The 12,160-nt window shown below is 65.6% G+C and carries 13 protein-coding genes; 9 read left to right on the top strand and 4 right to left on the bottom strand.

Annotation, left to right across the window (positions count from 1 at the left end):
* Positions 1 to 72 precede the first annotated feature (72 nt).
* The 7 genes from ACWEO2_RS28395 (at position 73) to ACWEO2_RS28365 (ending at position 6,670) form a co-directional block, all read left to right on the top strand.
* On the top strand, positions 73 to 873 hold the full coding sequence (locus ACWEO2_RS28395; protein ID WP_452408118.1) for an alpha/beta fold hydrolase: 801 nt from the start codon (positions 73 to 75) through the stop codon (positions 871 to 873).
* Between the two features lie 319 nt (positions 874 to 1,192).
* Positions 1,193 to 2,545: an MFS transporter gene (locus tag ACWEO2_RS28390; protein ID WP_452408117.1), complete on the top strand. Its 1,353-nt coding sequence runs from the start codon at positions 1,193 to 1,195 to the stop codon at positions 2,543 to 2,545.
* Positions 2,542 to 3,765, top strand: a complete 1,224-nt coding sequence (locus ACWEO2_RS28385) for a CaiB/BaiF CoA transferase family protein (RefSeq protein ID WP_452408116.1) — start codon at positions 2,542 to 2,544, stop codon at positions 3,763 to 3,765. Before ACWEO2_RS28390 ends, ACWEO2_RS28385 begins: the two co-directional genes overlap by 4 nt.
* Positions 3,765 to 4,958, top strand: a complete 1,194-nt coding sequence (locus tag ACWEO2_RS28380; RefSeq protein WP_452408115.1) for an acyl-CoA dehydrogenase family protein — start codon at positions 3,765 to 3,767, stop codon at positions 4,956 to 4,958. The genes ACWEO2_RS28385 and ACWEO2_RS28380 overlap by 1 nt, the downstream gene beginning before the upstream one ends.
* Before the next feature lie 39 nt (positions 4,959 to 4,997).
* Positions 4,998 to 5,996 carry a LysR family transcriptional regulator gene (locus ACWEO2_RS28375; RefSeq protein WP_452408114.1) on the top strand — a complete coding sequence of 333 codons (999 nt, stop codon included), beginning with the start codon at positions 4,998 to 5,000 and terminating at the stop codon, positions 5,994 to 5,996.
* The gene (locus ACWEO2_RS28370; RefSeq protein WP_452408113.1) at positions 5,996 to 6,349 is read left to right on the top strand and encodes a YidH family protein; all 354 of its coding nucleotides are present in this window, start codon (positions 5,996 to 5,998) and stop codon (positions 6,347 to 6,349) included. Before ACWEO2_RS28375 ends, ACWEO2_RS28370 begins: the two co-directional genes overlap by 1 nt.
* Positions 6,350 to 6,670, top strand: a complete 321-nt coding sequence (locus ACWEO2_RS28365; protein ID WP_452408112.1) for a DUF202 domain-containing protein — start codon at positions 6,350 to 6,352, stop codon at positions 6,668 to 6,670.
* 381 nt (positions 6,671 to 7,051) lie between these two features.
* On the opposite strand, the gene ACWEO2_RS28360 is transcribed toward ACWEO2_RS28365, so the two are convergent.
* Both ACWEO2_RS28360 and wrbA read right to left on the bottom strand, forming a co-directional pair.
* The gene (locus tag ACWEO2_RS28360) at positions 7,052 to 7,534 is read right to left on the bottom strand and encodes a DUF3237 family protein (protein ID WP_452408111.1); all 483 of its coding nucleotides are present in this window, start codon (positions 7,532 to 7,534) and stop codon (positions 7,052 to 7,054) included.
* 148 nt (positions 7,535 to 7,682) lie between these two features.
* Positions 7,683 to 8,291 carry an NAD(P)H:quinone oxidoreductase gene (gene wrbA, locus ACWEO2_RS28355; protein WP_452408110.1) on the bottom strand — a complete coding sequence of 203 codons (609 nt, stop codon included), beginning with the start codon at positions 8,289 to 8,291 and terminating at the stop codon, positions 7,683 to 7,685.
* A gap of 177 nt (positions 8,292 to 8,468) precedes the next feature.
* Here wrbA and ACWEO2_RS28350 point away from each other — a divergent pair, with 177 nt between their 5' ends.
* Together ACWEO2_RS28350 and ACWEO2_RS28345 are read left to right on the top strand one after the other, a co-directional pair.
* Positions 8,469 to 9,380, top strand: coding sequence for a LysR family transcriptional regulator (locus ACWEO2_RS28350; RefSeq protein WP_452408109.1), 912 nt, complete (start codon positions 8,469 to 8,471; stop codon positions 9,378 to 9,380).
* Positions 9,381 to 9,474: 94 nt separating this feature from the next.
* Positions 9,475 to 10,098 (top strand): TetR/AcrR family transcriptional regulator, encoded by a 624-nt coding sequence (locus ACWEO2_RS28345; protein WP_452408108.1) that lies wholly within the window; start codon positions 9,475 to 9,477, stop codon positions 10,096 to 10,098.
* Positions 10,099 to 10,584: 486 nt separating this feature from the next.
* Here ACWEO2_RS28345 and ACWEO2_RS28340 read toward each other — a convergent pair whose 3' ends face one another.
* The gene (locus ACWEO2_RS28340; protein ID WP_452408107.1) at positions 10,585 to 11,616 is read right to left on the bottom strand and encodes a nitronate monooxygenase; all 1,032 of its coding nucleotides are present in this window, start codon (positions 11,614 to 11,616) and stop codon (positions 10,585 to 10,587) included.
* Between the two features lie 37 nt (positions 11,617 to 11,653).
* The gene (locus tag ACWEO2_RS28335) at positions 11,654 to 12,019 is read right to left on the bottom strand and encodes a YybH family protein (RefSeq protein ID WP_452408106.1); all 366 of its coding nucleotides are present in this window, start codon (positions 12,017 to 12,019) and stop codon (positions 11,654 to 11,656) included.
* Positions 12,020 to 12,160 lie beyond the last annotated feature (141 nt).

The following is a 12,160-nucleotide window of genomic DNA, read 5'->3' as shown; positions in this document are numbered from 1 at the left end:
CACCGTCACCACTCCCCGCTAGATCCCGGCGTCATACCTCGCCAGGACAACTCTCGATCACAAAGGACCGTCATGCGATTCACCAACGCCGTCAAGCTTGCCGCCGTCGCGCTTGGACTCACCTCGACCATCGCCAGCGCAGGCTGCGCCACCGCCGACCCAGGCCCCGACCACGTGCGGCCGACTGTCGTCCTCGTCCACGGCGCCTTCGCCGAGTCCGCCAGCTGGAACGGGGTGATCGACCAGCTCAACCGACAGGGCCTGACCAATATCGCCGTGGGCAACCCGTTGCGTAGCGTCGAAGGCGACGCCGACGCGGTCCGCAGCGTCGTGTCCTCCATCGACGGACCCGTCGTCCTCGTCGGGCACTCCTACGGCGGCCAGGTCATCTCTCAGATCCACGACCCGAAGGTCAAGGGGCTGGTTTATGTCGCCGCCTTTGCCCCGGAGGAAGGCGAGACCATCGGCGAGCTTTCCGGCAAGTTCCCGGGCAGCACCCTCGGTGAAACCCTGAGCAAGGTTGCGCTCCCTGACGGCAGCACCGACCTCTACATCCAGCCCGACAAGTATCCGCGTCAGTTTGCCGCGGACGTGCCCGCTACCCGAGCAGCACTCGACGCCCGTACCCAGCGCCCGCTCAATGACCGCGCTCTCAATGGCAAGTCCGGGGCACCCAACTGGAAGAACCTGCCGTCGTGGTTCATCTTCCCCGACGCGGACTACAACATCCCGGTCGCCGCGCATCGGTTCATGGCCCAGCGCGCCGGGGCCCGCGACACAGTCGAGATCGCCGGAGCCTCACACGCGCTCACGGTCTCTCAGCCCGACGCCGTAGCGAAGGTTATCGTCAACGCCGTCAATTCCGTCTCCTGACCAGCAACAACCGCTGTGCCGCGTGGACATTCCACGCGGCACAGCGGCATTCCGATGCGTGGGCGCAATGCTCACGGCGGCGCCGACGCGTGCTGGATGCCGATCGCGAATCCCGCCGGCGACTGGGTGTGGCCTCGGCGGCCACCCCTGCTACCTCCTCTGACCAGCACCTATAGGTAGAAGCGTACGGGCGGACCGGGTATTGCCGGTTGATGATGCGCCGGGACTTGGCTGTGATGTTGATACCGCTCCAGTGGCCTCGATCACATGCGCCGCCGGGGACGTCCGCTGCGCGAACGCATACTTCCGGAGGATATTCATGGTGAAGATCGATACCCGTCCCAGCGACGTCGGACTCCGACGCCCGGGTCCGGCAAACCGGCGCGCGTGGGGCATCGTCGTCCTGCTGTTCCTGTTCTTCACGCTGAACTTCGCCGACAAGTCCGCGATCGGCTTTGCCAGTCGACAGATCCGTGCAGACCTCGGATTGTCCGCGGGCCAGTACGGACTGCTCGGCAGTGCATTCTTCTGGCTGTTCGCCATCGGGGCGGTCACTCTCACCGCCGTGCTCCGCAAGATCTCCTACACCTGGGGCGCCGGATTGCTGATGATCTGCTGGATCGCCAGCATGCTTCCACTGACCGTCCAGACGTCATTCGGTGTGGTGCTGGCGTGCCGAATAGTGTTGGGCTTCTTCGAAGGTCCCGCACACGCGCTGTGTCAGTCGATCGTCGCCGACCGGTTCTCGCCCGAGAAGCGTGCCACAGCCGGCGCGCTGGTCAACGCCGGCTCGTCGGTGGGCCCGCTGGTGGCAGCACCCTTGTTGACGTGGGTGATTCTGACCTGGTCGTGGCACGCCGCCTTCGCTGTCCTGGTCGGCATGGGTGTGCTCTGGATGATCGCCTGGTTCTGGTACACGGAGAAGCTGCCGTTCAAGCGGACAGATGCTGCGGTCGAGGGTATCGCGACGGTGGAACAGCAAGACCCCAACGGCACGATCGTGGTTCCCTTCCGGCGCCTGCTGATGCTGCGGAGCTTCTGGGGTTTGGTCCTCCTCTCGTTCGCCGGCTACCTCATCTCCTCTCTGAAGGTGGCGTGGCTGCCCGCATACATGAACGAGGGGCTCGGGTACTCGGCGAGGACGGTCGGGACGCTGGTGACGCTGCCGTACGTGGTCGCGGTCGCCGTCCTGCTGTCGGCGGGTCTGCTGTCGGGACGGCTGCTACGTAAGGGCTACGGCTCGCGAGTTGCGCGCGGCTACCTCACCGGCGCGTACCTGCTGGTCGGAGGCATCTCGATGGTGATCTTCACCCAGCTCGCGCCCGGGCCGGTGCAGCTGGTTTTCGTGATCGCCGCGTTTGCCGTCAACAGTGTCGCATTCTCTGTCGCGTTCGCCGGGGCGTCGGACTTTCTGCCTGCCCGGCAGCGGGTGGCGTTCTTCGGGTGCATCATCGCCGCCTACAGCGTCGCCGGAATCGTGGCGCCGTACGCCCTCGGACTCATCGTCGAGCATGCGCCCAGCGCGGCGCAGGGCTACTCGACCGGCTTCATGTTCGTCGGCATCACAGTGTGCGTGCTCGGTGTCGTCGGCGGCGCGATGCTGAACCCGGAGAAGGCCAAGGCCAGGCTCGAGCAGCTGACTGTCGAGTACACGGCGCGGGAGGCTCGGTGACCACCATGAGTGGACCTCTCGCAGGCATCCGGGTGCTCGACCTCGGCCAGTACATCGCCGGACCCAGCGCCTGCCAGACCCTCGCGGACCTCGGCGCGGATGTGCTCAAGGTGGAAAGCCTGCGCGGAGACCAGGCACGTGGCATCGGTACGTTCGGCCAAGCGATGGTGCAGGCCTACAACCGGGACAAGCGCAGCATCGCCCTCGATCTCGGCCAAGAGGAAGCGCGGGTGATTCTGCACAAGCTGCTGGCGGAGGCCGATGTGCTGGTACAGAACTTCCGCAACGGCTCCGCCGAACGGCTCGGCATCGGTGCGGATGAACTGAGCGGACGCTATCCCCGGCTGGTGCACGCAAGCGTGACCGGGTTCGGGGTCAACGGGCCCTCGAGTGCCCGTCCAGGACTCGATATCGCCGCTCAGGCGGAGTTCGGGCTCATGCACGCCACCGGCGAAGCAGAGGGGGAACCACAACGGCTGGGTCTGGCCGTCGCTGACGTCGCCGCGGCCAATGCGCTTGCCACTGGCATACTCGCCGCGCTGTACCAACGGACCGCGACCGGTCGAGGCGCGCACGTCCAAACCTCGCTGATGGAGGCGACGCTGGCGATGCAGGCGGCAAACTGGGGGGAGTACACGATTACGGGGCGGGCTCCGCGGCGCAAGGGAAACGGCCAGGCCCATGCCGCGCCAGCCGCCGACGTGGTCACCCTGGCAGACGGAAAGATCGTGCTCTCGGCATACACGGCCGAAAAGTGGTCTGCACTCTGCCATCTCATCGAGCGTCCAGACATGATCGACGACCCGAGGTTCATCGACAACCCCGCACGGGTCGCGCACCGACAGGAACTCCTCGCCGCACTCTCCGAGGCATTTGGGACGATGACCCGCGACCAGGCGGTCGCGCGGCTGCTTTCCGCCCAGATTGTTTGCGGCGCAATCCGATCGTTCGACGACATCGCGGACGACAAGGACGTGCTGGCCTCGGCGATCCTCGTCGATGTCGCCGACGACGCCGGCTGGTACACCAGTCCGGGCCTGGCATTCACACTCGACGGCCGCCGCCGCACCACCTCGGTCGCTGCGCCTGCCCTGGGACAGCACACTGCCGCCGTCCTGCACGAACTCGGTTACTCGGACCAGGAGGTAGCCGGACTGCTCGACAGCCGCGTCGTCGGTGACTCCGCATTCAACTGCCCCTCTTCGAAAGGCTCCCTTTAATGATCGACCCCGAGATCCTGGGCTACGAATTCTCCACCTACCTGAAGGTGATCGCCGAGTTCACCGAGAACGAGCTGATCCCGGCCGAGAACGAGATGGTGGAAGCGGGCGAGGTGCCCACCCACATCGTCGACCGGATGGCGGCACTCGGGCTGTTCGCGATCTCGATTCCCCGTGTCTACGGCGGGCTCGAATGGACCATGGAACAGCAGGTGCAGCTCACGTTCGAGTTCACCCGTGCGTCGTGCGTGTACCGGTCGCGGTTCTCGACGGTGATCGGCCTGTGCTCGCAGGCGATCCTCGACCACGGCACCGAAGACCAACGGCGAGCGCTGCTTCCGGCGATGGCGGCGGGGGAGTTGGTCACCGCGTTTGCACTCACCGAGGAATCCGCCGGTTCGGACGCGGCACGCGTGCGCACCACCGCCGACCGCAGGGGTGATGTGTACTTCCTCAACGGGAGCAAGCGCTACATTACGAACGCCGGCTGGGCGGACGCGTTCGTCGTCTTCGCCCGCACCGACGAGACCGAACCCGGCGCCGACGGGGTCTCGGCGTTCATCGTGGACGCCACGTCGCCGGGTGTGCGAACTGTGTTGCCAGCAATCATGAACGGGCACGCCGAGGCACCGGTCGGCGAGATCTATTTCGACGGTGTCGAGGTGCCGGCGCACAACCTGCTCGGTGGGGTGGAGGGCACGGGCCTGACAATGGCGCTGCGCGGCATCAACCACGCGCGCCTGCACGTCGCGGCGACCTGTGTCGGCCAAGCGACCCGAATGCTGGAAGAAACGACGGCGCATGTCTCCGGCCGCACACAGTTCGGGGCTCCGCTGTCCGACCTCGGTGCCGTTCAGGCGACGCTCGGCGCGAGTTTCGCCGAGATGGAAGCCGGCCGGGCACTTGTGGTCGAGAGCGCCCGAGCGTTCGACCAGGGTGTCATCCCGCGGCACCGCATCGCCGCGGCGAAGTTGTACAGCTCCGAGATGGCGAGTCGGGTCGCCGATCGTTGTGTCCAGTTGCTGGGCGGTGCGGGGATCGTCGGCCCGCACCCCGTTCCGCGGATGTGGCGTGATGTCCGGGCGCTGCGTGTCTATGAGGGATCCTCGCCGATCCACGAGCGGAACCTCGCCAAGGCCATGATCAAGCAGGTCGGCGTCGACGGGACATTGCCCGACTCCTACCGTGTCTGAGCGACGGCCGATCCGTCGATGCGAAAGGAAGGCTGTGTCATGGACATACGGCAACTCGAGTATTTCCTTGCCGTTGTCGAGCATGATGGTGTGAACCGGGCAGCCCAGCACCTCCATGTAGCGCAGGCGTCTCTCTCGCAAGGCATCCGCCAGCTCGAACGTGAGTTGAAGCTCAGCTTGTTCCACCGGACCGGACGAAATCTCGTCCTCAATCCCGCAGGTCAACTACTGGTGGAGCCCGCCCGCAAGGTGCTGAGCGACCTCGTCGCCGCGCACGACATCATGCGTGGGGCCCGTGAACTACAGGTCGGGTCGGTCACGATCGGCACGATGCCGGAGATGTCCAGTGAGGCGGTGGCCGCGTGGAGTGCCTCGTTCATGAGACTTTATCCCGACATCCGGATCGACCTGTCGGAGTTCCCGGGTGCCGGGGAACTCTGCGACGCGGTGTTGGCCGGGCATTGCGAGCTCGGGTTCACGACCTTTCCGGTCCCGACGGACAACCTCGAGCTGGTGGAACTGGGGGTCCAGCGGTTGTTGCTCGTGATGCCACCCGGGACTCCCACCGAGACGACCCGACCGTTCGAGCTGGCACGACTTCACGGTGTTCCATTGGCGGTGAGCAATTCGGCTCGCCGCGAGAACGATATCGTCGCTTCGGTACTGCGACGGGAATCGGTGGTCCCGCTGATCAGAGCGCAGGTGCCGAACCGGCACGCGCAGATGACCCTCGTCCTCAACGGCGCCGCCAGTGCTTTCCTGCCGTTGCGGATGGCGACGGCTGCGCACCGGCTCGGCGCCGTCGTGGTCGAGACGAACCCCGATATCCGTACGCCGTTCGGAATTGTGCATCGCCCGGGTGCCCTCAACCCAGCGGCCAGGAGTTTCGTCGTGCAGAGTCACGCCGACCTGGCACGGCGCAATGCGCGAATCGCCGAACTTCAGAACGCTGGCACATCACTTCTCGATGCAGCGCTCGAGGCGGACGCCGAACTGGACTCGAAAAGACACATCGTTTCGAAGGGACCGGTCAGTTGATGCCGAACTGGACACCGTTTCGATCTGGGGAGGACCCGGACCCGCGCTTCACCCTCGCGAACGAGCGCACTTACCTTGCCTGGATGCGGACGGCAACAGCATTCGTTGCGCTCGGCGTCGGGTTGGAGGCCTTTGGTGGCGACCTGCTCACGCCGGCGATTAGTGCAATGTTGGCCGCCATACTGCTGGTTACCGGCGGCGTGATCGCAGTTGCCTCGTTCGCACATTGGATCAGCGCGGAGCGAGCGCTGCGGACGGGCCGCACCCTGCCGGCGCCGGTGATGGCGCCAGTCGTCGGTGTGGTGCTCGTCATCTGCACCACCGTCTTGGTCGTAACGGTGGTGAATTCCTGAATGGGCGCTGTCCAGGTGACCGACAGCGGGCTCCAGCCCGAGCGCACCTCGCTGTCCTTCGTTCGTACCAGCCTGTCGATACTCGGGTTGGTCGCGGCGTGCCTGCGTTGGCTTCCGTCGAGCGGTTTCGTGGCCCTTGTGGGCCCGGCGATCGCCGGCACGCTTGTCGTCGTCGTCGGCCTCTATGAGCAGCGCACGCGGTCGGTCCGGATGACGCGATTTGCCGACGAGTACGCTACGCCGGCGGTGGGCGCCGGAGCCGGCCTGGCCGTGAGTGTTGTCCTGCTGAGCCTCAGCGGACTGTGGGTTCTGGTGCGGTGAGGCCAGGTCCGGACGGTCCACCGCCCGCGAACCAGCAAGCCAGGAAGACCACCTTGAATTTCATTGGCGGATAGGCCGACTCTCTGACCCCACACAGACGCCCTGCCCGGTGGGCCGTACCGCCCGCCGCAGATGCGGCTGGAGGCTCTGTCTGGGGGCCTTCGACAACCTGATCCGCTGGGGTCGGTGGGCGGTGCCCTGCCCGATCCGCGCCGACGACATCCAGCACCGGAAGATGGTCTCGCGGCGTAAGGCCCGCATGGACCAGGACACCCGTAAGCGCCTGCCCGTCTTGCCGATTCTCGTCGAAGGGAAGCAACAGTTGTTGAATGCCTGTCCCGGGCTATTCGGGCGCCGGGTGGGGGTGCTCGGGCCGGTCGGCTACTCGACGATGTACGCGTCGAAGGACACTCCATCGGGTTGGCGGCCGGCGACAACGGTGAATACACCGAGGTTGAGCCAACTCAGATCCGGTTCAGTGGCTTCGATCTGTGCGTTAGCGCGGAAGACGTACTCGGAGGGGTCGACATCCGCCCCGGCCGCCAGCCGGGCGAGTACTTCTGGTGGGCCATGTCGCACCGCGCGCATCTGCAGGTAGAGGTTGGCACCCGAGGCGGAGTGCAGGCCCATGCGGATGTCGCCGATGCTGGAACCGTCCGGATTGATGGTCTGCCAGTCGCCGCTGACGCCTGGCAGGACGATTCCGGTCATCGGTTCCGGGCCGGTGAAGGTGCCACCGACATGTGGCACGATCCGGTGCCGTCGGCCGTCGGCGTCCTGTCCCAGATCGACGGGCGTGCCGAGGGCGGCGTCGATGTGGAGGACCAGACGAAGCTTCGGGGCTGGCAGTGGTGTGGTGGTCATGAAATAAACCTCCGTCTTTGCGCGGGCCGGTTGCTGTCTGTGTGGATCGCTGGGCGGGCATCACCACACGATGGTGTGCAGGCGTGCCGCCGAGCAGGTCTGCACGTGTGCACCGATGCCCGCCGACTCCCCGGAATCGGGCTTGCGATCAGGCCGCTTTGAGCTGGGTGGCGATCTGGACGGCGCGCTGGGCCTGGTACCGAGCGGCAGCACGAGTGGTCTCGTTGACCGGATTGCTGCCCTGACTGTCCACATGCGAGGTGCCGTACGGGTTGCCATCGGTGAACTTCAGCGGATCGGTGAAGCCGGGAGCGACCAGGATGCCACCGAAGTGGTAGATGCTGTTGTAAAGGGCCAGCAGCGTGGACTCCTGACCGCCGTGGTCGGTGGCGGAGGAGGTGAAGCCGCTGTAGACCTTGTTGGCCAGTTTGCCCTGGGACCACAGTCCGCCGAGGGAGTCCATGAACTGCTTGAGCTGGGCCGAGACATTGCCGAAGCGGGTCGCGGTGCCGAACAGGACGACATCGGCCCATTCGATGTCGGCGGGGGTGGCGTGCGGAATCGTCGCGGTGGCGGCGTGATTAGCCGCCCAGTTCGGGTTCGACTCGATTGCTTCGCGCGGAGCTAACTCGGCTGCCTTGAGCAGCCGGACCTCGGCCCCTGTCTTGATCGCCGCGTCATGGAGTTCCTTGGCGATTTCGGCCACGGTGCCCGTAGACGAGTAGTACACGATCGCGACTTTCACTGGGGTAGCCACAGTGGCGTCTCCGTTTCATTGAGTGGTAGCTGAGTGCCTCTGACTCGTCCTAGATGACCAGTCGTGTATGACAGTAGACGACCGGTCGACAAAAAGCGAAGTTCCGACCGGCTCTGCAGGGACTTAATGCCTAGCGTCTGAGAGGTAAAAGCTCCTACTGCTGTACAATGGGGTGTTGTGGAGCTGCGTCAGTTGCGTTATTTCCTCGCGGTCGCCGAAGAGCTGAACTACGGCCGGGCAGCCAAGAAACTGCTGATCGCGGGCCCTTCGCTGTCGCAGCAGATCAAGAGCCTCGAGCGCGATCTCGGTGTGCGGTTGTTCGATCGAGACCGCCGTGCGGTCGCGTTGACCACTGCGGGCGCGGCGCTGCTTCCCTACGTCCGCGACCTGGTGGAGCGAGCGGAGAACCTGCGCCGCCGCGCGGCCGGAGTGGTGGCGCTCGAGCCGGTGCGGCTGGGCTACGTCAACTGGTTGCCGCCGGATCTGCTGGGGCGTACGTCGACGGTGGCCCAGGTTTTGCTGGATACGTGGGTCGCTCCGTCGCACACCCAGGCTCAGCGTGTGGCCGAACGCGGCTTGGATCTGGCGGTGTGCTGGCTGCAGACCCATGACTTGGAGCGCCTGGAACTGAATGCCGCTCTTATCGGCGCGGACCGGCTCCATGCGGTGTCGGCCGGGCGGGCGACGGGCGCGATCCAAGCTTGTGACACCGATATCCTGGTCGATGACGACGCGGCGATGTGGTCGTCGTGGAACGCGTTCGCCGAGGAGTTCGCGCGGGCAAGTGGGGCTCGCATCGTGTCGATTTCCGACAGCGGGATCACCGGGCCGGCGTTCTTCGAGCATGTGCGCCGCAGTCGCCGCCCGGTCATCAACTCGCCCAAGGGACAAACCACGCCGGTGCCGCAGGACCTGATTCGCCGGCCGGTGATCGCGCCCGAGCCGTGCTGGACCTGGTCGCTGGTGTGGCGGCTCAGCGAGTCCCGCCCCAGTGTTCTCGCCGTGGTCGATCTGCTCACCGGCGACCGGCCCGCGGCGATCCATGCGGCCGATACGTGGTTGCCAGCCGCGGATCCGTTCCGCCAGTAGGGGATTGCACGGCCCCACATAATGGAGTCGCCCCCAGGTCCGACCCACGCAATTCGTGCAACCATTCAGTAGATGACCGGTCTACAATGGTGGGGTGGGAAGAACCAGTGACGCCCGGGAGAAGATTCTCGAGGCCGCGGCCTCGTTGCTAGAACAACGCGGCTATTCGGCTCTGGGTGTGGCGGAGATCTGCAAGACCGCCGGAGTGCCCAAAGGCAGCTTCTACTATTTCTTCGAGTCCAAGGAAGCGCTGGCGCTGGTCGTGATCGACGAGCACTGGGCTGCGCAGCGCAGTGACTGGATCCGCATACTCGAAAGCGACGCGCCGCCGCTGTTGCGGTTGCGGCAGTTGTTCGAGGAGACCGAGGCTACCCAACGATCGGGGCAGAACAGCTGTGGAACCGTTTCGGGCTGTTTGTTCGGCAACCTCACCCTCGAAATGAGCAACCACACCGAGGCGCTGCGCGAGCGCCTGCAGCAGATCTTCGATGCCGAAGTCGAGATGGTGCAAGCGGTTGTCGCCGAAGCTCTCGCGCTCGGACAGGTCGCCGTCTCCGACACCCACAGTGCTGCGCGATCGGTCGTGGCGCAACTAGAGGGCCAGGTGATGTTCGCGAAGCTCTACAACAACACGAGCCATCTGACTCCCCTGTGGGCCAACTGCCTGGCACTGTTGGGCGCCGACCCCACGGCGGCGAGTACGCCGACGCTGGTGTGATCGCTGACGATCAGCGCCACACGCCCGCTGCCGATATGCCGCGGCCTTGATCTCTCGAGCCCGGGGGTTCGTCATCACCGGTCTGTCCGGATCGGCACCGATCCTGCAGTGGCGCATGCCTTGTCGTCAATCGCGCGGCTTCGGAAGCATCGCCCCTCGCGGTGGTGCGCAGCTCGTCGACTGGCTCGAGTCGAAATGGTTCGGCGAGCCGACGAATAACCTCGATCGCCGCGACACTTCCGCGGCCATTCGCTTGCGTTCTCCCCGATCTCAGTGCTGAGGCGAGTTGCCCCGCATCAGTTTTCGTGCCAGACCCAACCGGGCTGTCTGGTCAATGTGGCGGCCGATCCGCATTGGCCGTGACGTCGGCATAAGCGCTCGACTACCCGTCTGAGCTCGTCGAACCCCATTCGTGTCGACAGGGCGGTCTGCGGGGTGAGGTCGAATCCGCCTTCGGCGCTGCGGGGGAGTCCTGGTTCACCGCCGTCACAATGTGGAGGCGAGGCGGGTGAGGATGCGGGCGACGGGTTCCGGGGTCGCCTCTCGGTATCCGGTGCCCGCCCAGAGGTGGATTCGCTGGGCGTCGCCCGCCGAGGTGGCGGCTTTGCGGATCGGGCTGGTGAGATAGTGCACTGCCGGATAGCCGGTGGGTGCGATCTCGGTATACCTGTCGGTGAAGGCATTGCGGAGTGCGCGTGCTGGGCGACCGGTGAACGCACGCGTCACGATGGTTGTGTCGAAGGCCGGGTCGGCGATGGCGGTCTTGTGGGCGGTGGAGGCGCCGCTCTCGTCGGCGCGGAGCAGAACGGTGCCAACCGAGACGGCTGCCGCTCCGGCGCGGATGGCCGCTGCGACGGCATCCGCTGTTCCGATGCCGCCTGCGCCGATGACGGGGATCGACACGGTGGTGGTGATCTGACGGATGAGATCGTCGAGGGGGATCACCGGGGGAATTGTCCCCGGCGTCAGCGTGCCGGAGTGCCCACCGGCCGCGGAGGCCTGCACGGCGAGCATGTCGACCCCGGCGTCCGCCGCCTGGTGCGCCTCGGTGGTAGAGGTCACGGTCTGGACGGTGACTGTGCCTGTTTTCTTGAATGCGGCGATGACGGCGGCAGAGGGGATGCCGAAGGTGAAGCTGACCACCGGGACCGGGTCGGCGAGGAGGAGCGCGATCTTCTCGTCCCAGTGATCGTCGTCCTCGCGCAGTCCGATCTCGCTGAGGTCGATTCCGTCGACATCTGCCTCTGGCTGGAGCAGGCGCGAGTAGGTGCGGTAGGCATCCTGAGTGATCGGAACCGGGTTCGGTGCGAAGAGGTTCACTCCGAAGGCGACGCCGGATGCCCGGACCGCTCCGACATGCTCCGACAGCGCGTCGATGTCCTTGTACCCGGCGGCGACGAATCCGAGGCTCCCGGCTCGGCCCGCTTCGATGATGAACTCGGGTGTCGACGGCCCGCCGGCCATCGGCGCGGCGAGCACGGGGTTCATTACTCCGAGTCCGGTGAGTGGTGAGCCCATCGTTGGTCCTGTCTGTCGTTGTTCGCCTTGTTCTCGTCTAGTCGATTTTGGAGACGTGGTAGTGGCTGATCAGCCAGGTACCCGCGATATTTCGGAGAATGACGGTGAGATGAACCGGAAGCGTGGGGCGATCGGTGAAGCCGAAGTCCACGGTCTGGTATCCGACGATCACGTCGTCGGAGAGCTGCCTGGTTTCGAGAATGCGGTAGTCGGCGGAGAGGCCGAGCGGCTGCGAGGCATAGTAGTCGGCCACGGCTTGGCGGCCGATGGAGTAGGTGGGGCGCAAGCCTTGGAACAGGGCGTCGTGGGTGAAGAAGGCGGCGACCTTCTCTGGTTCGTGGTTGTCGATCGCGGCCTTCCAGCCGTCGAGCACGGTTGCGACCGCGCGTTCGGTATCGATCATGACTTTCCCTCTCAAAAGTTCTGTGCGAAGCGTGATCCGGTGACGGGTCCAGGGAACCGGACGCGCAGCGACGTGCAGCACCGCCCGTCTCGGGTCAGTGTCGGTGTCGTGTGCGTTCGGGCGGAAAGCACACCGGTCGGG

This window comes from Nocardia sp. NPDC004278, from assembly GCF_053602975.1.
Note: the sequence above shows the minus strand (reverse complement) of the source record. Positions and strands in the feature narration are given on the sequence as shown.